The 21,196-nt window shown below is 64.5% G+C and carries 22 protein-coding genes and 1 tRNA gene; 11 read left to right on the forward strand and 12 right to left on the reverse strand.

Going from position 1 to position 21,196, the window contains the following annotated elements; all coding sequences use genetic code 11:
- Positions 1 to 39 precede the first annotated feature (39 nt).
- The 5 genes from cobA (at position 40) to ABLE86_RS02320 (ending at position 4,356) form a co-directional block, all read left to right on the forward strand.
- A complete protein-coding gene (gene cobA, locus ABLE86_RS02300) occupies positions 40 to 825 on the forward strand; it encodes a uroporphyrinogen-III C-methyltransferase (protein WP_348777290.1) in 786 nt (261 codons plus the stop codon).
- Positions 822 to 2,135, forward strand: a complete 1,314-nt coding sequence (locus tag ABLE86_RS02305) for a cobyrinate a,c-diamide synthase (protein ID WP_348777291.1) — start codon at positions 822 to 824, stop codon at positions 2,133 to 2,135. The genes cobA and ABLE86_RS02305 overlap by 4 nt, the downstream gene beginning before the upstream one ends.
- A 3-nt stretch (positions 2,136 to 2,138) precedes the next feature.
- Positions 2,139 to 2,903 (forward strand): adenosylcobinamide-GDP ribazoletransferase, encoded by a 765-nt coding sequence (gene cobS, locus ABLE86_RS02310; RefSeq protein ID WP_348777292.1) that lies wholly within the window; start codon positions 2,139 to 2,141, stop codon positions 2,901 to 2,903.
- A 19-nt stretch (positions 2,904 to 2,922) separates the two neighbouring features.
- Positions 2,923 to 3,933 (forward strand): nicotinate-nucleotide--dimethylbenzimidazole phosphoribosyltransferase, encoded by a 1,011-nt coding sequence (cobT, locus tag ABLE86_RS02315; protein ID WP_348777293.1) that lies wholly within the window; start codon positions 2,923 to 2,925, stop codon positions 3,931 to 3,933.
- Between the two features lie 87 nt (positions 3,934 to 4,020).
- On the forward strand, positions 4,021 to 4,356 hold the full coding sequence (locus ABLE86_RS02320) for a hypothetical protein (protein ID WP_348777294.1): 336 nt from the start codon (positions 4,021 to 4,023) through the stop codon (positions 4,354 to 4,356).
- Positions 4,357 to 4,377: 21 nt separating this feature from the next.
- On the opposite strand, the gene ABLE86_RS02325 is transcribed toward ABLE86_RS02320, so the two are convergent.
- The 5 genes from ABLE86_RS02325 to ABLE86_RS02345 all read right to left on the reverse strand — a co-directional run bounded on the left by ABLE86_RS02325 (position 4,378) and on the right by ABLE86_RS02345 (position 9,294).
- The gene (locus ABLE86_RS02325; protein WP_348777295.1) at positions 4,378 to 5,169 is read right to left on the reverse strand and encodes an SH3 domain-containing protein; all 792 of its coding nucleotides are present in this window, start codon (positions 5,167 to 5,169) and stop codon (positions 4,378 to 4,380) included.
- Positions 5,170 to 5,237: 68 nt separating this feature from the next.
- A complete protein-coding gene (locus ABLE86_RS02330) occupies positions 5,238 to 6,419 on the reverse strand; it encodes an NAD(P)/FAD-dependent oxidoreductase (protein WP_348777296.1) in 1,182 nt (393 codons plus the stop codon).
- Between the two features lie 932 nt (positions 6,420 to 7,351).
- Positions 7,352 to 7,427 (reverse strand) — tRNA-Lys (locus tag ABLE86_RS02335).
- A gap of 109 nt (positions 7,428 to 7,536) precedes the next feature.
- Positions 7,537 to 8,448, reverse strand: coding sequence for a PhzF family phenazine biosynthesis protein (locus ABLE86_RS02340; protein ID WP_348777297.1), 912 nt, complete (start codon positions 8,446 to 8,448; stop codon positions 7,537 to 7,539).
- A gap of 129 nt (positions 8,449 to 8,577) precedes the next feature.
- Positions 8,578 to 9,294, reverse strand: a complete 717-nt coding sequence (locus tag ABLE86_RS02345; protein ID WP_348777298.1) for a hypothetical protein — start codon at positions 9,292 to 9,294, stop codon at positions 8,578 to 8,580.
- Between the two features lie 329 nt (positions 9,295 to 9,623).
- Between ABLE86_RS02345 and ABLE86_RS02350 the strand changes: the two genes are divergently transcribed.
- Complete coding sequence (locus ABLE86_RS02350; RefSeq protein ID WP_348777299.1) at positions 9,624 to 10,535, forward strand: BA14K family protein; 912 nt, start codon at positions 9,624 to 9,626, stop codon at positions 10,533 to 10,535.
- 135 nt (positions 10,536 to 10,670) lie between these two features.
- On the forward strand, positions 10,671 to 10,964 hold the full coding sequence (locus ABLE86_RS02355; protein ID WP_348777300.1) for a PilZ domain-containing protein: 294 nt from the start codon (positions 10,671 to 10,673) through the stop codon (positions 10,962 to 10,964).
- 125 nt (positions 10,965 to 11,089) lie between these two features.
- On the opposite strand, the gene ilvC is transcribed toward ABLE86_RS02355, so the two are convergent.
- The 4 genes from ilvC to ABLE86_RS02375 all read right to left on the reverse strand — a co-directional run bounded on the left by ilvC (position 11,090) and on the right by ABLE86_RS02375 (position 15,725).
- Positions 11,090 to 12,109: a ketol-acid reductoisomerase gene (gene ilvC / locus ABLE86_RS02360; RefSeq protein WP_348777301.1), complete on the reverse strand. Its 1,020-nt coding sequence runs from the start codon at positions 12,107 to 12,109 to the stop codon at positions 11,090 to 11,092.
- Between the two features lie 26 nt (positions 12,110 to 12,135).
- Positions 12,136 to 12,741 (reverse strand): TetR/AcrR family transcriptional regulator C-terminal domain-containing protein, encoded by a 606-nt coding sequence (locus ABLE86_RS02365; protein ID WP_348777727.1) that lies wholly within the window; start codon positions 12,739 to 12,741, stop codon positions 12,136 to 12,138.
- Positions 12,742 to 12,987: 246 nt separating this feature from the next.
- A complete protein-coding gene (locus ABLE86_RS02370; protein WP_348777302.1) occupies positions 12,988 to 14,904 on the reverse strand; it encodes a potassium transporter Kup in 1,917 nt (638 codons plus the stop codon).
- An 80-nt stretch (positions 14,905 to 14,984) separates the two neighbouring features.
- Positions 14,985 to 15,725 (reverse strand): pyridoxine 5'-phosphate synthase, encoded by a 741-nt coding sequence (locus ABLE86_RS02375; protein WP_348777303.1) that lies wholly within the window; start codon positions 15,723 to 15,725, stop codon positions 14,985 to 14,987.
- 101 nt (positions 15,726 to 15,826) lie between these two features.
- Between ABLE86_RS02375 and ABLE86_RS02380 the strand changes: the two genes are divergently transcribed.
- Together ABLE86_RS02380 and ABLE86_RS02385 are read left to right on the forward strand one after the other, a co-directional pair.
- On the forward strand, positions 15,827 to 16,231 hold the full coding sequence (locus ABLE86_RS02380; protein ID WP_348777304.1) for an STAS/SEC14 domain-containing protein: 405 nt from the start codon (positions 15,827 to 15,829) through the stop codon (positions 16,229 to 16,231).
- 64 nt (positions 16,232 to 16,295) lie between these two features.
- Positions 16,296 to 17,168 carry a hypothetical protein gene (locus ABLE86_RS02385; protein WP_348777305.1) on the forward strand — a complete coding sequence of 291 codons (873 nt, stop codon included), beginning with the start codon at positions 16,296 to 16,298 and terminating at the stop codon, positions 17,166 to 17,168.
- 108 nt (positions 17,169 to 17,276) lie between these two features.
- Here the strand turns inward: ABLE86_RS02385 and ABLE86_RS02390 are convergent, their stop codons facing one another.
- Genes ABLE86_RS02390 through ABLE86_RS02400 form a run of 3 tightly spaced genes read right to left on the reverse strand, consistent with a single transcriptional unit; the run spans position 17,277 to position 19,114 of the window.
- Complete coding sequence (locus ABLE86_RS02390) at positions 17,277 to 18,404, reverse strand: ATP-dependent RecD-like DNA helicase (protein ID WP_348777306.1); 1,128 nt, start codon at positions 18,402 to 18,404, stop codon at positions 17,277 to 17,279.
- A gap of 57 nt (positions 18,405 to 18,461) precedes the next feature.
- On the reverse strand, positions 18,462 to 18,869 hold the full coding sequence (locus ABLE86_RS02395) for a type II toxin-antitoxin system VapC family toxin (protein WP_348777307.1): 408 nt from the start codon (positions 18,867 to 18,869) through the stop codon (positions 18,462 to 18,464).
- The gene (locus tag ABLE86_RS02400) at positions 18,869 to 19,114 is read right to left on the reverse strand and encodes a type II toxin-antitoxin system VapB family antitoxin (RefSeq protein ID WP_348777308.1); all 246 of its coding nucleotides are present in this window, start codon (positions 19,112 to 19,114) and stop codon (positions 18,869 to 18,871) included. Before ABLE86_RS02400 ends, ABLE86_RS02395 begins: the two co-directional genes overlap by 1 nt.
- A 225-nt stretch (positions 19,115 to 19,339) precedes the next feature.
- Between ABLE86_RS02400 and ABLE86_RS02405 the strand changes: the two genes are divergently transcribed.
- Together ABLE86_RS02405 and ABLE86_RS02410 are read left to right on the forward strand one after the other, a co-directional pair.
- Positions 19,340 to 19,807, forward strand: coding sequence for a DUF4126 family protein (locus ABLE86_RS02405; protein ID WP_348777309.1), 468 nt, complete (start codon positions 19,340 to 19,342; stop codon positions 19,805 to 19,807).
- Complete coding sequence (locus ABLE86_RS02410) at positions 19,804 to 21,183, forward strand: FAD-containing oxidoreductase (protein WP_348777310.1); 1,380 nt, start codon at positions 19,804 to 19,806, stop codon at positions 21,181 to 21,183. The genes ABLE86_RS02405 and ABLE86_RS02410 overlap by 4 nt, the downstream gene beginning before the upstream one ends.
- Positions 21,184 to 21,196: the final 13 nt, after the last annotated feature.

Consider the following 21,196-nt stretch of genomic DNA (forward strand, 5'->3'; position numbering starts at 1 on the left):
GCTTGGCGACGCTCCGCGTCATCGTCGAAAGCGGCATTCATGAGTCTCGAAAAAGCTATCGCCCGTTTAAATCATGAGCCACAGGTGCTCGAACCCGGCCATGTCTGGCTGGCCGGCGCCGGCCCGGGCGACCCGGGTTTGCTGACGCTCGACGTGCTGTCCGCGCTCGCACAGGCCGATGCGCTGGTGCACGACGCGCTGGTGTCGCCCGAAATCGTCGCCGTTGCCGAGCAGGCCGAAAAATTCTTCGTCGGCAAGCGCGGCGGCAGGCTGTCGATCCCTCAGGATGACATCAATGCGCTGCTGGTGAAGCTGGCCCGCGAGGGCCGCAAGGTGGTGCGGCTGAAGGGCGGACACCCCTTCGTCTTCGGTCGCGGCGCGGAAGAAGCCCTGGTGCTGACCCGCGAGAACATTCCCTGGCGGGCGCTGTCCGGTGTCACCTCGGCCTTCGGCGGCCTCACCTCGGCGGGCATTCCGGCCACCGTGCGCGGCGTCAACGGCGCGATCATCCTGGCCACCGGCTTTGCCGCCGTCTCCGACGACCGGCCTGACTGGGCAGCACTTGCCCGCACCGGCCAGCCGATCGTGATCTATATGGGACTGACGCATATGGAAGAGACGGTTGCCGAGCTTCTGGCGGGCGGACTGCCGGCTGATACGCCGGCGGCGCTGGTCGAGAACGCCTCGCTGCCGCAGGAACGCACCGTTACCGCAACGCTAGGCACGCTGGTCGCAACCGCCGCCCGCGAAAATGTGGTGTCGCCGGCCCTCATCGTCGTCGGCGGCATCGTGGCGAAGCGCGCCGAGCTGCTGGGTGAAGCATGAGCGCACGCGGGCTGATCGTCGGCGCGCCCCGCTCGGGCTCGGGCAAGACCAGCGTCACCATCGGCATATTGCGTGCGCTGGCGCGGCGTGGCCTCAGCGTCGGCGGCGCGAAATCCGGCCCGGACTATATCGACCCCGGCTTTCACCATGCCGCCACCGGCCGGCCGGGCGTCAATCTTGACAGCTGGGCAATGTCGCCCGCCTTGCTCAACGCGCTGGCAAGCCAAGCCGCGTCGCAGGCCGACATGATCGTGCTGGAAAGCGCGATGGGCCTGTTCGACGGCATTCCGAGCGCGCCCGGCCGTTCCGGTTCGGCGGCTGATCTCGCGCGCCTCTACGGCCTGCCAGTCCTTCTGGTGCTCGACGTTTCGGGCCAGTCGCAGACGGCCGCGGCCATCGCCAAGGGTTTTGCCACCTACGATCCGCAGGTGCGCATTGCCGGCGTGGTGCTAAACCGGTTGGGCAGCGAGCGCCACAGGCGGCTTGCGGGCGATGCCATCGAGGCGCTCGGCTTGCCGGTCGTCGGCGCCGTCATGCGCGATACCGCGCTCGCCCTGCCCGAACGCCATCTCGGCCTCGTGCAGGCGGGCGAACATGCCGACCTGATGGCGCATCTCGACCGCCTCGCCGACATGGCCGAACGCTCGCTCGATCTCGACGCGATCATGGCGCTGATGACGCCACTGGAGCCGCAAGGCGCGAACTTTTCCGATGCGCTCCCGCCGCCCGGCCAGCGCATCGCGCTGGCGCAGGACGCCGCCTTCACCTTCGTCTATCCGCATGTCGCCGCGCATTGGCAAAAGGCCGGCGCGGAGATCGTGCCTTTCTCGCCGCTGGCCAGTGAGGCGCCGCGCGAGGACTGCGACGTCTGCTGGCTGCCCGGCGGCTATCCGGAACTCCATGCCGGCAAGCTTGCCGCCGCAACGAATTTCCGTGCAGGCATGCGCCGCTTTGCCGAGACGCGGCCGGTCCATGGCGAGTGCGGCGGGTTCATGACGCTGGGCGAAACGCTGGAAGACGCCGACGGCGTCACGCACGAAATGCTCGGCCTGCTCGGCCATTCCACAAGCTTCGCCAAGCGCAAGATGAACCTCGGCTATCGGCAGGCGACGCTGCTGGCTGACTGCCCGCTGGGAAGCAAGGGTGCGCTCGTGCGCGGCCACGAATTCCATTACGCTCAGGTGATCTCGGCCGGCACGGACGACAAGCTTGCCGAGCTGGCCGACGGCCAGGGCAACCCGCTAGGCGCTGCCGGCGGCCGGCGCGGCCATGTCAGCGGCACTTTCTTCCATGCGATTGCGAGGGGCTGAGCCATGGGCGGCGAGTTGCTCGACAAGCTCGGCAAGGACTTTGCCCTTGCGCTCGTCTTCCTGACCCGCCTGCCCCTGCCGCATCTCGACTTTTCAGGCCGCAGCCTCTCGTCCGCGCTCTGGGCCGCACCGCTCGTCGGCGTCGTGGTGGCTCTGATCGGCGGCAGCGTCTTTGCCTTGGCAACATGGCTCGGCCTCGCATCGGGCCCGGCCGCCGCGCTCGCGCTGACCGCCACCATGCTCGTCACCTTCTGCCTGCATGAGGACGGGCTCGGTGACACCGCCGATGGCTTTGGCGGCGGCCGAACGCGCGAGCGCAAGCTGGAAATCATGCGCGACAGCCGCGTCGGCACCTATGGTGTGGCCGCGCTGGCGCTTTCCGTCCTGCTGCGCTGGACCGCGCTGTCCGAACTGGCGAGCGCGCCGCAGGTCTTCAGCGCGCTCATCGCCGCTCATGCCGCCTCTCGCGGGCTGATCCCCGGCTTCATGCACCTGCTGCCTTCCGCCCGCACCCAGGGCCTTGCGGCCGATGCGGGCGCGCCATCAGCCGAAGTAGCTGTGATCGCCGCTGCGCTGGCCGCACTCGCGCTCGTCCTGCTCGGCCTGTCCGGCGCGGTGGCCATCGCCGCCATGCTCGCGCTCTGGTTCCTCCTGTTGCGCTGGCTGTGCCTCAGCCAGATCGGCGGCCACACCGGCGACACCATTGGCGCTTTGCAACAGGGCGCGGAAATCCTCGTTCTGCTTGCGGCAAGCGCAATCCTGATTTGACCTATCGGAGTTCCCCACGATGACCTTCACCTCGTTCGAAGACCTGCGCGCCGCCTGCGAGAGCCTGCCCATGGGCAGCGATTCGGCCGCCGAGGCCGTCGCCCGCCGTCAGGATACACTGACCAAGCCGCAGGGCAGTCTCGGCCGCCTCGAAACCATCGCCGCCTGGCTGGCCCGCTGGCAGGGCCGCGACATGCCGAAGCTGGACAAGGTGAAAGTGATCGTCTTTGCCGGCTCGCATGGCGTCACTGCGCAAGGCGTGTCGGCATATCCATCGGAAGTCACGGTGCAGATGGTGGCGAATTTCGCCGGCGGGGGCGCCGCGATCAACCAGCTCGCCCGCGTGGCCGGCGCAGAACTTGCGGTGATTCCGCTCGAGATCGAACGCCAGACCGGCGACTTCACGCAGGAACCCGCGATGGGCGAACAAGAATTCCTCGCCGCAGTTTCCGCCGGCTATGAGGCGGTCGGCAAGGACACCGACCTGATCTGCTTCGGCGAAATGGGCATCGGCAACACCACGCCGGCAGCTGCCATCTCCGCTGCCCTCTTCGGCGGCGGCGGGGAAAAGTGGACCGGTCGCGGCACGGGCGTGGACGATGCGGGCCTGAAGCGCAAGGTGACGGCCATCGACAAGGGCCTCGCGCTGCATGCCGGCTCCCTCTCCGACCCGCTCAAGGTCGCAGCCGCCCTCGGTGGACGCGAGCTTGCGGCCATCTTCGGCGCCACGCTTGCCGCGCGCCGGCATGGCGTGCCGGTGCTGCTCGACGGCTTTGTCTGCACCGCAGCGGTGGCGCCGCTGGCCAGGCTGCATGACGCCGGGCTCGACCATGTGCTCGCCGCCCATGTATCGGCCGAAGCCGGCCACCGGTCGCTGCTGGAAGCGCTGGAGCTGAAGCCGCTGTTCGATCTCGGCATGCGGCTCGGCGAAGGCTCAGGCGCGTGCCTGGCGGTCAACGTCGTGCGCTCGGCGCTGGAATGCCACACCGGCATGGCGAGCTTCGTCGAGGCAGGCGTTTCGGAGAAATAGCTCGGAGGCGGCAGGCCCCGTTCAGCGGGTGGAACCAAAGACGGCAGCGGCCGTTCTGGCTCCATCACGCTAACGAGGATTTCCCGAATGGCTTCCACATTTTCCCGGCTTCGCGACGACTCGTTTTCCAGGCTTCGCAATGACCTGACCGACGATCTTGAGGATCAGATCTCGGCACTGCGCCGCGAGGTATTGTCGCTGAAAAAGAGCCTGTCGAAGCGCGGAGCCGCCGCGCTCGAGGATACGCACCACAGCGCATCCGAGATCTACGACGAGGTCATGTCGCGGATGCAGGACGCCATGCCTCACATCGCCAGGCGCACCCGTGAGGTGCGGCAGGCCGCACGCGAGAACCCAGTGGCCACAACGGTGGTGGGTCTTGCGGTTCTAGGCCTGCTGATTGGCCTGCTCGCGCGTCGATAGGCGTTGCCGTCGCGTCCGCGCTCACATGTAGCACTGCACGTTTCGGCGGCTGCGGCGGCTATAGGCGCTGCGATCGCCGCACTGCGAGCCGTCGATCATCAGATCGTATGGGCACTGGCAGTCGCCTGGCTGCGGCGCGCGCAGCGGGCGCCTGCCCCCGAACAGCGCCTTGGCAGATGAAAGCAGCCCGGTGGTCTGGGGACGCGGCGGTGTATAGGGCTGCGGCCTGCTGGCAGGCGTTTCGGCACGAGCCACCGCAGCGGTCGGTCCTGCCCTGCCCGGCACCGCCGTCGCTGGGCGCGGCGCCTCGGGGCTTGCGGCTCGGAGATATTCGGCCAGTATCCAACCCTTGTGGCCACGCGCCGACACGAGTTGCCATTTGCCGTCCCGCACGATCGGCTTTACCGCCTCCCCGACGCTCAGCGTCGCAACCAGCGGCGCGCTGGCGTTTGCGGTGCCGCGCATGTTCACCCGCGTGGTCGTGTAGAGAATCTTGTCGGGCGCGCGCTGCGGCAGCGGATGCTGTGGCTTTGCCACCGAGTTGGTGACCATCTGTGACGGACGCGCGGCCAGCGCCACGATCTCCTTCGGCGAAGTTGCCGGCGTGGCGTCACCCTGCTTCGGCGCGCTTGGGGCGGCGGCTTGCCGTGGCGGCGCAACAGGCGGTTCGGCCTTGCGTTGCACCGTCGCCGCCGGGCGCGAGGGCGTCTGCGCCTTGCGCGGCGTGGGCGGCTCCTGGGTCATCGCCCAGACGCCCGCGCCGACGGCGCCCAGCACCAGCCATCTCAGTTTGGGAAGTGCAAATCCAACCATGCGCGCACCATGGCGCGAAGATTTTAAGACGCGGTTGACGCGCCGGCCCTTTGCCTTCGCCCGACCGCTCAAGCCGCCTGCCCCGCGCACCAGCCCGAAGACCAGGCCCATTGGAAGTTGTAGCCGCCGAGCCAGCCGGTCACGTCCACCACCTCGCCGATGAAATAGAGGCCCGGCACGGCCCTGGCCGCCATGGTCTTCGAATCCAGGTCGCGCGTGTCGACGCCGCCGAGGGTCACTTCGGCGGTGCGGTAGCCTTCGGAGCCCGCCGGCTTGATTCGCCAGCCATTGACCATCTCGGCAACGCGGCGAAGCTGCTTGTCGGAAAGGTCGGCGATGTTGCCCGGCATACGCGCCTCCTCAGCAATCGACTGCGCCAGCGCCTTGGGTAGATGCGCGCCAAGCGCCGTCTGCAGGGCCTGGCGGCCGTTGGCGGCGCGGGCTTGCCGCAGCGCTTCGAACATGTCGGTTCCCGGCAGCATGGAAATGCCGATCTCCTCGCCTTCGCGCCAATAGGACGAGATCTGCAGGATCGACGGCCCGCTGATGCCGCGATGGGTGAACAGCATCGCCTCCTCGAAGCGAGCCTTGCCGCAGGAAACTGCCGCCGCCTCCACCGCCACGCCAGCCAGCGGCTTCAGCCGCGCCAGCGTGTTCTGGTCGAAGGTCAGCGGCACCAGCGCCGGGCGCGTCTCCGCCACGCGCAGACCGAACTGAGCGGCGATGTCATAGCCCAAGCCGGTCGCGCCCATCTTGGGGATCGACTTGCCGCCGCATGCCACCACCAGCGACGAGCAGCGCACATTGCCGCCCGAGAGCGCGAGAGAAAATCCGTCACCAGTCCGCTCGATTCGCTCGACGGCAGTGGCCAGCCGCAATTCGGCGCCGTGGCGCTTCATCTCTGCCACCAGCATGGCAATGACCTGCGTGGCCGAACCGTCGCAGAAAAGCTGGCCGAGCGTCTTTTCGTGATAGGCGATGCCGTGGCGCTCGACGAGCGCGATGAAGTCGCGCTGCGTGTAGCGGCTGAGCGCCGAGATGCAGAAATACGGGTTCTGCGAGAGAAAATTCTTCGGGCTGGCGTGAATATTGGTGAAGTTGCAGCGCCCGCCGCCGGAGATGCGGATCTTTTCGCCGGGCGCCGCGGCATGGTCGATGACCAGCACCGAGCGGCCGCGCTTGCCCGCTTCGATCGCGCACATCATGCCGGCGGCGCCTGCACCGATCACAACTACATCGAACATGTTCAACTTGCCTTGCTCCGCTCTCGGCCCTCAACAGATCTTGGCAACCGGGCAAAGCCTGCCGCCGCGCCTGAACCAATTGCCAGAGGATCGCCGCACCCAATCCGCGCAAAGCGTAGAAAGACAAATAAAATCAGTGATTTATTTGATTGGCACGCACAGGATCGAACTGTGGACCCATTGGGATTCGTTCTAGCGCGTCACGAATCGCTTGCCAAGTGCCGCAAGAAAAGAACCCGCCGCCTCGATGAGGCCTTTTTGAAAGCGGGCTGGGGTCCCTGACATGGAGAAAACAGTTCTGTGAGTGCTTTAGCCGTCCAGATGCGAGCGGCAGCGATAATCATGAGAGAGTGGCGGGCACCAAGTCTATAGCGGTCTGGCAAAGAAGATCTCTCTCGCCACGAATAGATAAGACTTTAGCTTATTCTTAATAGATACACGCCCTTATTCACGAAGTATTTTTCTGCAAGCCTGATCATGGAGGGTGGAATGATAGACGCTTTCGATCCTGCTCCACTTGATAGTTCCAGAAGGTTTCATCGCTGGCGCTCATTGACGTGGACGTTACTGGTAGTCGCCTTGCCTCTCGCTTCGATAGGTGGCGCGACCGCGGCAGGATATTTCTCCTATGTGATCGCCAATACCAAGCCAAACGCCGATACGACCAAGCTGGCCGTGTCGATACTCAAATCCGGTGATGCTTCTCCAGAAATGCGCGTTTGGGCGACTGAGGTTCTTGGGATACCGACAGATCGACTTCCGGTTACGTCTCTCATCGCTTCACGCCCATAGGACGCAGGACCGGGGTTCCACACGGTTTGAGCGGCAACTGGGCTGCCCCGAGTCCGGCAGCCTGAATTGGAATGGGAATGGAACGCAAACCGCCTGGCAGCCGCGATGCCGTAATCAGCGAAGATAAACGATTTCAGGAAGTTATTTGGTGGGTGTGCACAGGATCGAACTGTGGACCCGCTGATTAAGAGTCAGCTGCTCTACCAACTGAGCTACACACCCACCGCACCGGTCGCCGCCGGTGATGGGCGCGATATAGCCATAGGTTTTGGCGCTGTCCAGCCCTCAATTTCGCGATTGTCGCAAAAGATTCAAATCATTTCCCGGCGTCTCACGAAAAAAGCAGGCCTTCCGCCACTTTCACGGCATGGCCGCCGATCCGCGCGGTGATCATTTTTCCACCGTCGACGTCAATTTCCAGCCGAATCCGCGACGGGCGCCCCATTTCCATGCCCTGTTCGATCCAGATTCGAGTCGGCCCCTCGGCCAGTTCGTCGAATCGCCAGATCGCGCCGGTCAATGCCGCTGCCGCAGATCCCGTCGCGGGGTCCTCATAGGAAAGCTCGCCTGCCACGAACATGCGGGCATGGAAGGAACTGTCGTGATGCACGGTGTCACGCGTGTAGAGATAGGCGTTGGCCGCCTTGCCGCCGGTGAGTTGGGGTGAAAACTCCGCCCAGGCCGGATTGTCGAGCCTGGCCCTGCCGATCGCCTCGAGGCCCGACACCGGCACCGTCAGATAGGGAACGCCCGCCGACCACAGGCCGACGCGGTGATTCTCGAAGCCGATCTCGTGCGGTCCGAGCCCAAGAGCGGCACCCACCACCTCGGGCTCGACGGCGAGTTCTGCCGCGCGCGGCAATTCCGGCAGGTCGAATTCCGCGAAAACGCCGGCGTCCGTTCTTGAAATGGCGCAGCGCACCGGGCCGATATTCTCTTCCAGCACGAAGATGCGGTCGGTGCCGTCTTCCGGCTGCAGTTCGGCCAGGGCGATCGCCGTGCCCACGGTCGGGTGGCCGGCAAAGGGCATCTCATGGTCGGGAGCGAAGATGCGCAGCCGCGCCTTGTGCTTCGGGTTTTGCGACGGGGTCACGAAGACCGTCTCGGAAAGATTGAACTCGCGCGCGATTCGCTGCATCGCCGCGGTGTCCAGCCCCTGCGAATCAAGCACCACCGCCAGCGGGTTTCCGGCCAGGCGCACTTGCGTGAATACGTCGTAGACGAGGTATTTCCTGCCCTGCATGGCACCCTTTCCTTGCCGCCGGTGCCCCCGGACCTGCGAGACGCTCGCGGCCGCCCAATGATGACCTCGCTATTGGCAGGATTGTCAATCGATACGGCAAGTGTCGACACCGCAGCCGCTGGCCGGAGCCTATTCGGCCCCGGAAAAATGCCAGTCGAGAATCGGGAACATATGCGGCTTCAGCCCCTGAGGCCGGTCGTTCGGGCTGCGAATGATCACCGGTCCGTCAATTTCTGGGTCGGTGTCGCCGGCCACGAACTCGCGAATCCGGGCAGCAATCTCGTCGGCATCGGCGTCGAGGTGATAGCGACGGAAGATCGCGGTGCCGGCTGGAGTGGAAAAGACATGATAGCGCCGCCCCCGGCGCAAGCCGCTTATATCCAGCCCGGTTTCCTCCCTCACCTCGCGGATCATGTTGAAGTCGACGTCGGCAACCCCTTCCCGGAAGTCACAGGGCTCGAAGGAACCGGCCGCGAAATAGACGCTGCCGGCATTCACCGTATGCCGGCCCATGCGAATCGCTACCAGGGCGTTGTCCCGCGACACCAGCACTGCATGGGCATAGGCGTGCTCGGTATTGGGCACCGCCTGCTGGCGTCGCCACAGCATGAAGGTGGCGAAGCGGATTGCATGGCAGCGTCCTTTCAGCCTGCCCTGCGCGTATGAAAGCTCTGAAAGCAACACCACGGTGCCGTCGAACAGCGCCGGATTTGCGGTCTTCTCGTCCAGCCAATTGCGTTCGATTGCCTCGCCGTTTCCGCTCTCGAACGGATGCGGCGCCGGATCGAGTCTCACGTCGACCACTTCGACGGGCAGGATGACGTTACGTGGAATGTCGATGCTCATGGGGCTCTGATTTCTGCTCCGGCAGCGTCGGTGCCGGGGTTGGGGCAATCACAATCGCCGGCCCGGCGGGTGCCGACCTTGAAGATATGGTTCGCGTTATCGAAGTTTTCGCGCGCCAACTTCCGCCCCCTCATGGGCGGGAATTCGAATCGAAGTTCGCCTGCTCTTCGGACGAAAACAAGGCCCTCATGCAACGCAAAATAGCAAAGCGGAACATTTGGAACCTTTCTGTTCAGCATGCGTTCTCACGCGACGTCCGGTCGGGCCCATCTTGTTGGCCACCACCGCAGGCTTGAGCCTCAAGGACGGTTTTTCCTTTGGAGACGACAATGAGACCCTACCTCACATCTTTCGCGTGTTCGGGGCTGTTCGTCCTTGGCACGCTGACCGGCTTTTCCGCGCCGGCTATGGCGGACGCAGGCGGAAACATCAGCGACATCGCACCCACGGTCGATGCTGCAGGCCAGGCGTTTCGTACTCTTCCGGATGTTCAGGCCATCAAGGATGACTGGAAGGCTAGCTGCGGCTTTGGCGTAAGCTGCAGCTATGGCCACCCCGGCTTTCAGAGTGGCGTTCTGATAAGGCGCCAATCGGCCGGCGGCTCCGTCTCGACTGACGGCAATTTCCAGCTTGCTCGCGGCGGCGGCGGCCATGGCGGCGGTGGCGGCGGCTTCATGCATGGCGCCGGCGGCTTCCACGGCATAGGTGGCGGCTTCCATGGCATGGGCGGCTTCCGAGGTAGCAGTTGGCATGGCGCCGGCGGAGTCTGGCGCGGCGCCGGATGGCGCGGCAACGTGTGGCGCGGCCGCGGCTGGCATGGCGTGGGTGCCTGGAATGGCGGCGTCTGGCGCGGCAACGTCTGGCGCGGCGGCTGGCGCGGCGCTGGTGTCTGGCGCGGGCCCGGCTGGCGCGGCGGCGTGTGGCGGGGCGCTGGTTGGCGCGGCCCAGGCTGGCGCGGCGGCGTATGGCGCGGCGGCTGGCATGGGATGGGTGCCTGGAATGGCGGCTGGGGCGGTGGCGACGGCGGCTGGTGGGGCATAGGACTGCCTCTCCTATATCCCTACTACGACGACTACTACGGCGGGAATTTCTACGGCGCGTACAACCCCGCCTACTACCCGGCCGCATACTCTCCCTCGTCGCACGTCGCCTGGTGCGCCGCGCGCTATCGGTCGTATCGCGTTTCCGACAACACGTTCCAGCCTTTCAATGGACCGCGTCGTCAGTGCGTATCGCCTTGAGCGGCAGAACTGAGATTTGGGAAGGGCGTCGCCACGCGGCGCCCTTTTTCCATCCGCCTTTTGTCCCAGCCTTTAAAGATTTTCTTGACCTGACCTGCTTATGACTGCGCCCGGCAAGAGACTTGGGAGTGGCGCATGGCGGAACAAGAACCATCCGAACAGCGGAGGGAACATCGCCAGCGCGTCCTGAAGGGAGCTTCGATCCTCACCGGCATCTCGAATTCCGAGGTCAAATGCACCATTCGCAACATGCACAAGAATGGCGCGGAGCTGAAGGTCTCGATCGACGCCCATGTTCCGCAGGAATTCCTGCTTTACGTCCCGGTCGACGGCATCGGCTACGAAGCGACTGTGCGCTGGCGCAAGCAAGACCGCATCGGCGTCCAGTTCACCGGCACCAGGCCAAAGCCGAGCTGGCATTACGGCTAGGCAGATCGCCTCCTCCTGAACGGTTTCGGAAAATCAAAAGGCCGGCGGATCGCTCCGCCGGCCTTTTGCGTTTCGTCCAAAGTCGGCTCCGGCACCTGCGCAAGGCAGGCGCCGCAGCAACCGGCTTAGTTCTTGGCCTTGTCGACCAGCTTGTTCTTCGAGATCCACGGCATCATGCCGCGCAGCTTTTCGCCAACCTGCTCGATCGGATGCTCGTCGTTGAGGCGGCGGGTGGCCTTGAAGCGGGCCGCGCCCGAACGGTATTCCTGCATCCACTCGGAAGTGAACTTGCCGGACTGAATGTCCTTCAGCACACGCTTCATCTCGGCCTTGGTCTCGGCGGTGATGATGCGCGGGCCGGAAACGTACTCACCCCACTCGGCGGTGTTGGAGATCGAGTAGTTCATGTTGGCGATGCCGCCCTCGTAGATGAGGTCGACGATCAGCTTCACTTCGTGCAGGCACTCGAAATAGGCCATTTCCGGCGCGTAGCCGGCTTCCACCAGCGTCTCGAAGCCGGCGCGGATGAGCTCGACCAGGCCGCCGCACAGAACCACCTGCTCACCGAACAGATCGGTCTCGCACTCCTCGCGGAAGTTGGTCTCGATGATGCCCGAACGGCCGCCGCCCACGCCGCAGGCGTAGGAGAGCGCGAGGTCGAGAGCGTTGCCCGAGGCGTCCTGATGCACGGCCACCAGGCACGGCACGCCGCCGCCCTTCTGGTATTCGCCGCGCACGGTGTGACCCGGGCCCTTCGGCGCGACCATGACGACGTCGACGGTCGCCTTCGGCTCGATCAGGCCGAAATGCACGTTGAGGCCGTGGGCGAAGGCGATCGCAGCACCGTCGCGGATGTTCGGGGCAATCTCGTCCTTGTAGATGTCGGCCTGCAGCTCGTCGGGCGTCGCCATCATCATCAGGTCGGCCCACTTGGCAGCCTCGGCAACCGTCATGACCTTCAGGCCATCGGCCTCGACCTTCTTGGCGGTCGCCGAACCGGCCTTGAGGCCGATGGCGATTTCCTTGGCGCCCGAATCCTTCAGGTTCAGGGCGTGCGCACGGCCCTGGCTGCCATAGCCGATGATGGCGACCTTCTTGCCCTTGATCAGATTGAGATCGGCGTCACGATCGTAATAAACGCGCATTGCGGTCTTCCTTCCCATGGGGTGTTTCAGAGGCCGGCTGTGGCCGCCCCGGTTTGTGCTCCGTAAAGAGCGAGAAACTGCCGCGTCGCCTCGGCCGCATCCCGGCCGATCTCCGCGTCAGTCGGTTTCACCCGGTCGCCAAGCAGCAACCGGATCTGCACATCCCGGGCGACGAGCCCGAAAAAGGTCCTGAAGGCCTGCTCATCGTCCCCGAAGGCAAGCAGCCCTGCCTCGCGGCCGGCCAGCAGCACCGGCTTCAGGCGGCGGCCCATGGCCAAGCGCCCATTCTCGAGCACAATGGCGCCGAGATTGCGTTTCTCCTCGCCCGCATGGGCGATCGCCACGCGGTTCAGCGCAATCGAGGTGTCGCTGGAAATCACATGCAGCCAGTCCGAGGCGAAGCGCTCAAGGCTTGCCGTCAGGGAGGCCATGTCCAGCCTGGCCCGATCGACGGGGGCGACGCGCACCTTGGAAGCCTGCCACTGCACCGTGGCGGTCAGCAGCCCGTCGCGATCGCCGAACCATTTGTACAGCGTTTCCTTCGAACAACTGGCCCGGCGGGCGACAGCGGTCATCGTCAGCCGGTCGCCCTCCTCCACCAAGAGGCGCAGAACCGCGTTCAGAACGTCCATCTGACGCTCCGTCAGCTCTTCGCCGCCATTGATGTCGAGGCCCGTCTGCAACCTGATCCGCTCTTCCACTCAGGAACCGTACCGTACGTTACGGTTCGGTAGTTATGGCCAAACGCCGCGGTCTTGGCAAGCGCATTTCCCGGGCATCATCAGCTATTCGCGCGCGGGGGCCTCAACCACGCGGGCTCGAGGAGACGCGTCGGCCGGCCGGCGCGGCGGCCAGCCGGCGGGCTGCGCCGAAGGCGCCTACACCGCCACCTGCGTTCCGATTTCCACCACACGCCCGGTGGGAATCTGGAAATACTCGGTCGCGTCGGAAGCCGAGCGCGCCAGCTTGATGAAAAGCCGATCTTGCCATAGCGGCATGCCCGAACTTGGCGAAGCCTTCAGCGAGCGCCTCGACAGGAAGAACGAGGTTTCCATGATGTCGAACTTCCAGCCCATCTTGCGGCAGATGGCCAGGGCCTTGGGTATGTTGGGTTGCTCCATATAGCCGAAGGTCAACGACACGCGCATGAACAGGTCGTTGATCCTTTCCATCTTCACCCGTGCGCTCGGCGGTACGTAGGGTGCCTGAGCGGTAACCACCGACAGGATGACATTGTTCTCGTGCAGCACCTTGTAGTGCTTGAGGCTGTGCATCATTGCGGTGGGCGCGCTGTGCGGGTCGCTGGTCAGGAACACCGCAGTTCCGGGCACGATCTGCGGCGGGTGCTTGGCCATATTATCCGCCAGGAAATCGAGCGGCACCTCGTTTTTCCGTGTCTTTTCAAACAGCAGATGGCTGCCGCGCACCCAGGTCCACATCACCAGTATGACCACGCTGGCGACCACCAGCGAGACCCAGCCGCCTTCCCTGACCTTGACCACGTTGGAGGCGAAGAAACCAAGATCGATCAGGCCGAACACCAGTGTAAGGCCAATCACCACGCCCAGCGGCCATTTCCAGATGCGCCGCATCACGACGAACAGCAGCGTCGTCGTCACCAGCATGTTGCCGGTCACCGAGATACCATAGGCTGAGGCCAGGTTGCTGGATTGCTCGAAGCCAAGCACCAGCAGCATCACCCCCATTGCCAGCAGGAAGTTGACCCGCGGCATATAGATCTGGCCGGACTGCGTTTCCGACGTATGCAGAATGGTGAAGCGCGGCAGCAGGTTCAATTGCACCGCCTGACGGGTCAGCGAAAAGGCGCCGGATATCACCGCCTGGCTGGCAATCACTGTGGCGACAGTCGCCAGCGCCACCATCGGCACCAGCGCCCAGCCTTCCGTCATCTCGAAGAACGGGTGGCCGATCTTGCCGGTGTTGGCCAGCACATAGGCGCCCTGCCCGAAATAATTCAGCAACAGGCAGGGGAACACCACGGCAAGCCACGCCGCTATGATCGGTCGCCGGCCGAAATGGCCAAGGTCGGCATAGAGCGCTTCCGCACCGGTCACGGCAAGGAAGATCGCTCCTATGGTGACGAAGGCGACGCCGGGCGAATCCGAAAGCAGGTAGGGAATGTAAGCCGGGTTCAGCGCCGCCAGGATGGCAGGCTCGTCGGCAATGTGCCTCAGCCCCGAATAGCCTATGAACAGGAACCAGAGCAGCATGATCGGCCCGAACACGGACGCCACCCGGCCGGTGCCGAAGCGCTGCACGGCAAACAGCACCGCCAGGATCAGCAGCGTCATCGGCACCACATAGGGATCGAATGTCGGCGTGATGACCTCGATGCCTTCGACGGCCGACAGAACAGAAATCGCCGGCGTGATCAGGGAGTCGCCGAAAAACAGCGCCGCCCCGCATATTCCGGCCGCCAGGATGAGCCCCGAACGCTTGCCGAAGCTCGCCCGCGCCAGCGCCATCAGCGAAAGCGTGCCGCCCTCGCCATGGTTGTCGGCCCTGAGCACGAAGATCACATATTTGATCGTGACGATGATGGTCAGCGCCCAGATGATCAGCGACAGCACGCCGAGTACGGATTCTTCCGAGGCGACGGCTCCGCCGCTCGACGAGGCGACAAGCGCTTCGCGAAACGCGTAGATCGGGCTCGTGCCGATATCCCCGTATACGACGCCCAGGGCGCCGATCATCAGCAGTTTGGTGTTTTGGGAGGCGACGACACTCGCCGACGCCACCTGTTCCGCCTCATGACCAAGATTGGTATGGGCCATGCCTGACACTCCGGTAAAGCGGCGGGTGCTCTACTCCTGTCCGGCGACAATGGCAACAGGCGGCATTCTGCCGCCCGTGTTCACCATCCGCATGCCTTCAGGAAGCGCCGCGTCGTCTCGGCCATTCCGTATTCGAGCGCATCGGCCGTGAGGCCATGTCCGATGGACACTTCGGCTAGGCCGGGCACACGCTTTACCAGCGCCGGAAGGTTGGCCACCACCAGATCGTGGCCGGCGTTGACCGCCAGCCCGACCGCGAGCGCGGCGTCCGCCGTTTCGCCAAGCTTTTCCAGTTCCCTGGCTGCCCTCTCCGGATCGGAATGGCAACTGCCGTAAGGCCCGGTATAGAGTTCAATCCGGTCCGTCCCCGTGTCCCGCGCTGCCGACACCTGCGAAGGATCCGGGTCGGAAAACAGCGACACTCGAAACCCGCTCTTCTTCAGCCTCTTTACAGTTTGCGACAAGAACGCCTGGTGCTCGACGAAGTTCCAGCCATGGTCGGAGGTGGCCTGCGCCGGATCGTCCGGCACCAGAGTCACCTGGTCGGGCTGATGCTCTTCCACCAGCCGCAGGAACTCTTCGTTGGGATAGCCCTCGATGTTGAACTCGGCTTGCGGGAACTCGTCGTCGATCAGCGCGCGCAGTTCCGGCAGGTCGGAAAAGCGGGTATGGCGCTGGTCGGGGCGCGGATGCACCGTCAGCCCGTGCGCGCCGGCGGCAAGCGCCACCCGGCCCAGACCGGTTACACTCGGCCAGGGCAGATCGCGACGATTGCGCAGCATGGCGACGGCGTTCAAGTTGACGGAAAGTTTTGCCGGCATTCCTGGGACCTCATCCTCGACTGCTCGATCTATAGCGCGTCCGGCGGGAACGGACAGCGACTTTGTGTGTTCCAATCCCATCTCTGGTGAAAGGAGGCGAAATGGGCCTGCTCGACGATGTCCCTGCAGTGCGTCGCATCGACACCAACCGCGCGGATGCCTATGCATTCGAGCTGGTGGGACATGTCTCGGCGGCCGACATCGAAAATCTCTACGGCCTGTTGGAAGGCGCCTACATTCTGCACGAGCGGATCGATCTGCTCATCCGCATTATCAATTACGACGGCGTCGACTGGGAAAACGTCTCCAAGATTACCCGCCGGGAAGGCCGCCGCCATGCGCTGCAGCACATACGGCGCTGCGCGGCCGTGGGCGAGCCCGACTGGACCACCTACGCCAGCGGCTTGTTCTCGGCTCCGCTTCCGGTGGAACTCCGCCATTTCGCCACCGCCGAAGAAAATGAAGCCTGGGCGTGGATCGACGCGCATCCCGTGAAGGCGGCATAGCCACCGGCGGAACGGCAGGCTAGCGTCACATTGCCGACACTGCCGCAGGTCAAATCCCCGCATCATGCCAAATATTCGCATTATCGATTCGATTTCCGACGCCGGTTCCGCCTCGCGCCCCAATGAGGACGCCGGCGGCGGCAACGCAAGCTGCGCCTTCGTCATTGACGGGGCGACCGGGCTTGGCGGCAAGAACATCGTCGGCCTGAACGGCTCGGACGCCGCCTGGCTGGCACAATTCGCGCAAAGCGCCTTCGAGCAGATGGTGCGGCCCGGCCGGGCCATGGCCGAAATCGTGCGCGAATTCAACGAGCGTGCAGCCAATGTCGTGCACGAGGCCGCGCACGCCCTGCCCCTCGAGCCATGGAACCTGCCGGTGGCGGGCTTCCAGATGGTGCGGATCGAGGACGACACCGTTGTCACCCACGGCCTCGGCGACTGCCGACTGTTCTTGCTCGGCGGCGATGGCTTCACCTTCGAAACCACGGCGCTGAAGGAAGCGGCAGCCGCGGAGCGCGAAGGGGCACGGCTGGCGCTTGCCCATGCCGGCGGCTTTTCCGCCTTCCAGGCGCTGGCCGAAGAGCCGATGGTGCGCGACGAACTGCGACGGCACCGCGCTGCCTACAACAGCCCCGCATCCGGCATCTGGACGCTGGGGGTTGAACCGGAAGCCGGCGAGCACCTGGCAAGCGAGGCACTGCATTGCGCCCTGCCCGCCACCGGCCTCCTGTGCACCGACGGCTTCGCCGCGCTCGTTGACCAGTATCAGCGCTACGACGCCTGCGAGCTCGTCTGCGCCGCCCGCGAAGGCGGCCTTTCGAGCCTTCTCGACGAACTGCGCCGCATCGAGCGCGTCGAGGACCCTGATGGCCTGAAATACCCCCGCTTCAAGATGAGCGACGACGCCACGGCCGTGCTGTTCGAGATTGTGGACTAGCAGCCGGGGTCGGCGGACGGTCAACACGTCCGCCGCACTCGGATCGAACCCCAGAGAGCGGCATCAACGCCAGCCGCTCCAGACAGCGCGGGCGCTGGGCGCCGAGGCCTAGCGCACCACCGTCAACCGCTCGGCGGCGCGGGTGATGGCCGTGTAGAGCCAGCGCTGGCGGGTGTCCTTGAAGGCAAAGCTTTCGTCGAACAGGACAACATTGTTCCACTGCGAACCCTGCGACTTGTGCACGGTCATCGCGTAGCCATAGTCGAAATCGTCGAAGCGTTTCTTCTGCTGCCAGGGAATGTCCTCGTCCGGGTTTTCGAACGCAGCTTTCAGCAGCTTGATCTTGGCCACGCCCCGGTCCGGATCGTCCTCTTCCGGCGAAACCAGCAGGTTGATGCCGGGCTTCACCGTCTCGCGCGAAGAAGTCATGACCTTCCAAAGCGAGCCGTTGAGCAGGCCCTTGGCCGGATCGTTGCGCAGGCACACCAGCTTGTCGCCGGCCTGTGGGTAGCTTGCCGTAAAACCCTTCAGCTCGCGCAGGCGCGTATTATAGCGGCGGCGCGTGCGGTTCGTGCCCACCAGCACCTGATCGGCCGACAGCACCAGATCCTGGTTCACCTGATCCCGGCCGATGACTTGCGCGGTGCCATAGTCGCCGTGCATGAACTCGCGCCCCTCGCGAACATCAAGGGCCAGGCGGATGATTGGATTGTCGCGCGCCTGGCGGTGGATTTCGGTCAGCAGGAAATCCGGCTCGTGCTCGGTGAAGAAGCCGCCGCCCGAGATCGGCGGCAACTGGCCGGGGTCGCCCAGCACCAGGATCGGCGTGCCGAAGCTCAACAGATCGCGGCCGAGTTCCTCGTCCACCATCGAGCACTCGTCGATCACCACCAGCTTGGCCTTGGCGATCGGGCTCTGGCGGTTGAGCGAGAAGGTCGGCGACATCGAGGTCTTGCCGGTGGTCTCGTCCTCCACCGCCTCCTCGCCGCGCGGGCGATAGATGAGCGAATGGATGGTGCGGGCGTTCACCGCGCCCTTGGAGCGCAGCACCTGCGCGGCCTTGCCGGTGAAGGCGGCGAACTGCACCTGTCCGTCGACATGCTCGGCGAAATAGCGCGCCAGCGTGGTCTTGCCCGTGCCGGCATAGCCGAACAGCCGGAACACCGGCGTGCCGCCGCCTTTCAGCCACCGCGCCACCGCCTGCAGCGCATCGTCTTGTTGCGGAGAGAATTCCATGGCCTCGACAGACAGGATTCGCGCCCGAAGGGCAAGCCATTTGAGCCTTGCGGCCAGTCAGGCCAGATCGGTAGCGGCGAAATCGTCACCTTTGTAGAGCAAAGGCACCCCGGCCTGCTTGGCCATCGCGTAGGAAAAGCAGTCGCCCATGTTCAGGCGCGCCGGATGGCCGGAGCCCTTGCCGAAGCGATCCCGCGCCAATGCAAGTTCCGGCAGCATCTCCTCGCCAATCTCATGGATTGCAACTTTGGCAAGCTGAAGGAAGCGAAGCACTTCGCTCATGGCCGACGAACAGCTGCCGGTGAGCTCCGAAAGTGCAATCGACGCTTCGAAGGCCGATATGGGCGATGTGATGCAGCCCTCGCTCTGTGCGATCCTTTCAATGAAGTTCTCGCGCTCAGGCTCATTTTTCAGAACAGCCACGATTGCCGAGGTCTCGACATACAACGAACTGTTCTCGGCCATCAGTCCCCCTCCCAAAGATCGTCAAAGAACTTCTTGTCCGTGGCCACTTGCGAGCGTGGCAGCCTGTCCAGTCTGTCCAACAGCGGTCGAAGCCGCTCCCGCAAGGGAGCATTGCGTAGTTGCTGCTCCTCGGCCGCGTCTGCGGCGAGGGCTTCCCGAGCCGCCTCCTTGATTGCTTCGGTGATACCGATCCCGCGCGAACGAGCCAGCCGCCGGACCAGCATATCCGTCTCCTCGTCTTTCACATGTATCACCATCTTATATGCAACCACCGATGACTTATATACCTAGAACTCTATCTTATATAAATTGAGAACACAAGAAGAACAAGATTTACCCATTTCTCAGCTGCGGGTTTACCTGACAAGACAAGACGCCGCGGGCCGAAGCTAATGGGCTGTCGCCGGTGAATGCCCGCCTCACGGGCGCCAGGCACCGGCGGCTTGACGTAGGCCGCGCGGAGAGTGAGCATGTCGATCTATGTTTTCGCGCTCCTCATCGGCATCATTGCCGGCTTGCGGGCGCTCACAGCCCCGGCCGCCGTAAGCTGGGCCGCCTTGCTCGGTTGGTTGCCGGTTGAAAACAGCTGGGCGGCTTTCATGGGCTACCGCTACACGCCCTACATCTTCACCCTTCTTGCGGTCGTGGAGCTCGTCACGGACCAGTTTCCAAGCACGCCCGCGCGCACCGTGCCGCAGCAATTCGCCGCCCGCGTCTTCAGCGGTGCGCTGTGCGGCGCGGTCATCGGTGCCGCCAGCGGTCCATGGATTGGCGGGCTGATCGTCGGTGCGATTGGCGCGGTGATCGGCACGCTCGGCGGATACGGGGCCCGCAAGCGGCTCGTTGCCGCCACCGGCGGACGCGATCTGCCGATCGCACTGCTGGAGGACGCGGTCGCGATCGTCGGAGCCTATCTCATCGTCCGGGAGGCACTATGAGCACACAGTTCGACGCCATCATCATCGGCACCGGCCAGGCGGGGCCGCCGCTTGCCGGCAGGCTCACGACCGCTGGAATGAAAGTCGCCATCATCGAGCGCAAGCAGTTCGGCGGCACCTGCATCAACACCGGCTGCACTCCCACCAAGACCCTCATTGCCAGTGCCTATGCCGCGCAGCTGGCGCGCCGCGCCACAGAATATGGCGTGACGCTCGGCGATAGCGTGGGCGTGGACATGAAAGCGGTCAAGGCGCGCAAGGACGCCGTTTCGGGCAAGTCCCGAGAGGGCGTTGAAAGCTGGCTGAAGGGCATGAAAAACTGCACCGTCTATGAGCGCCATGCCCGCTTCGTCTCGCCCGACGAAGTCAGGGTCAACGACGAAACCCTAGTTTCCGAACGCATCTTCATCAATGTCGGCGGCCGCGCGATCGTGCCGGACATGCCGGGCGTCGACAAGGTGCCATACCTCACCAACAGCACGATCCTGGAACTCGACGCCCTGCCGCGCCATCTCGTCATCGTCGGCGGCAGCTATGTCGGGCTCGAATTCGCCCAGATGTACCGGCGCTTCGGCAGCGAAGTCACGGTCGTGGAGAAGGGCTCGCGCCTCATCCAGCGCGAGGATGAAGATGTTTCCGAGGCGGTCCGCGAGATCCTCGAACGCGAAGGAATAGCGGTGCGCTGCAATGCCGAATGCATCAGCTTCTCACCGCATGGCGAGGATGTCGCCGTAAGCGTGGATTGCACCGAGGGCGAGCCGGAGGTCATCGGCTCGCATGTGCTGCTGGCGGTCGGTCGTCGCCCCAATACCGACGATCTCGGCCTGGAAAATGCCGGCGTGGCCACCGACAAGCACGGCTACATCACCGTGGACGACCAGCTGCACACCAGCGTTCCCGGCATCTGGGCGCTGGGCGACTGCAACGGCAAGGGTGCCTTCACCCATACCGCCTACAACGATTTCGAGATCGTGGCGGCCAACCTGTTCGACGATCAGCCGCGCCGCGTTAGCGATCGCATCACCGCCTATGCGCTCTATACCGACCCGCCGCTCGGCCGTGCCGGAAAGACCGAGGCCGAAGCCCGCAAGTCGGGCCGGCAAGTTCTGGTCGGCACGCGGCCGATGACGCGGGTTGCCCGCGCGGTCGAGAAGGGCGAAACGCAGGGCTTCATGAAGGTGCTGGTCGACGCCGAGAGCAACCAGATCCTCGGCGCCGCCATCCTCGGCACCGGTGGCGACGAAGCCATCCACTGCATCCTCGACGTCATGTACGCCAAGGCGCCCTACACGACGATGCAGCGGGCGGTGCACATCCACCCCACCGTGTCGGAGCTTATCCCCACGATCTTGGGCGATCTGAAGCCGCTGGAGTGAGGCTCGGGGGAGC

The sequence above is a fragment of the Mesorhizobium sp. KR2-14 genome (assembly GCF_040049255.1).
GTDB lineage: Bacteria > Pseudomonadota > Alphaproteobacteria > Rhizobiales > Rhizobiaceae > Pseudaminobacter.

Coding starts and splice junctions, on each gene's coding strand:
- cobT (WP_348777293.1), top strand. CDS start 2,923: ATGACCTTCACCTCGTTCGAAGACCTGCGCGCCGCCTGCGAGAGCCTG.
- ABLE86_RS02345 (WP_348777298.1), bottom strand. CDS start 9,294: ATGAGCATCGACATTCCACGTAACGTCATCCTGCCCGTCGAAGTGGTC.
- ABLE86_RS02340 (WP_348777297.1), bottom strand. CDS start 8,448: ATGCAGGGCAGGAAATACCTCGTCTACGACGTATTCACGCAAGTGCGC.
- ABLE86_RS02350 (WP_348777299.1), top strand. CDS start 9,624: ATGAGACCCTACCTCACATCTTTCGCGTGTTCGGGGCTGTTCGTCCTT.
- ABLE86_RS02365 (WP_348777727.1), bottom strand. CDS start 12,741: ATGGACGTTCTGAACGCGGTTCTGCGCCTCTTGGTGGAGGAGGGCGAC.
- ABLE86_RS02305 (WP_348777291.1), top strand. CDS start 822: ATGAGCGCACGCGGGCTGATCGTCGGCGCGCCCCGCTCGGGCTCGGGC.
- ABLE86_RS02395 (WP_348777307.1), bottom strand. CDS start 18,869: ATGGCCGAGAACAGTTCGTTGTATGTCGAGACCTCGGCAATCGTGGCT.
- ABLE86_RS02390 (WP_348777306.1), bottom strand. CDS start 18,404: ATGGAATTCTCTCCGCAACAAGACGATGCGCTGCAGGCGGTGGCGCGG.
- ABLE86_RS02410 (WP_348777310.1), top strand. CDS start 19,804: ATGAGCACACAGTTCGACGCCATCATCATCGGCACCGGCCAGGCGGGG.
- ABLE86_RS02380 (WP_348777304.1), top strand. CDS start 15,827: ATGGGCCTGCTCGACGATGTCCCTGCAGTGCGTCGCATCGACACCAAC.
- ABLE86_RS02320 (WP_348777294.1), top strand. CDS start 4,021: ATGGCTTCCACATTTTCCCGGCTTCGCGACGACTCGTTTTCCAGGCTT.
- ABLE86_RS02355 (WP_348777300.1), top strand. CDS start 10,671: ATGGCGGAACAAGAACCATCCGAACAGCGGAGGGAACATCGCCAGCGC.
- ABLE86_RS02325 (WP_348777295.1), bottom strand. CDS start 5,169: ATGGTTGGATTTGCACTTCCCAAACTGAGATGGCTGGTGCTGGGCGCC.
- ilvC (WP_348777301.1), bottom strand. CDS start 12,109: ATGCGCGTTTATTACGATCGTGACGCCGATCTCAATCTGATCAAGGGC.
- ABLE86_RS02405 (WP_348777309.1), top strand. CDS start 19,340: ATGTCGATCTATGTTTTCGCGCTCCTCATCGGCATCATTGCCGGCTTG.
- cobS (WP_348777292.1), top strand. CDS start 2,139: ATGGGCGGCGAGTTGCTCGACAAGCTCGGCAAGGACTTTGCCCTTGCG.
- ABLE86_RS02385 (WP_348777305.1), top strand. CDS start 16,296: ATGCCAAATATTCGCATTATCGATTCGATTTCCGACGCCGGTTCCGCC.
- ABLE86_RS02375 (WP_348777303.1), bottom strand. CDS start 15,725: ATGCCGGCAAAACTTTCCGTCAACTTGAACGCCGTCGCCATGCTGCGC.
- ABLE86_RS02370 (WP_348777302.1), bottom strand. CDS start 14,904: ATGGCCCATACCAATCTTGGTCATGAGGCGGAACAGGTGGCGTCGGCG.
- cobA (WP_348777290.1), top strand. CDS start 40: ATGAGTCTCGAAAAAGCTATCGCCCGTTTAAATCATGAGCCACAGGTG.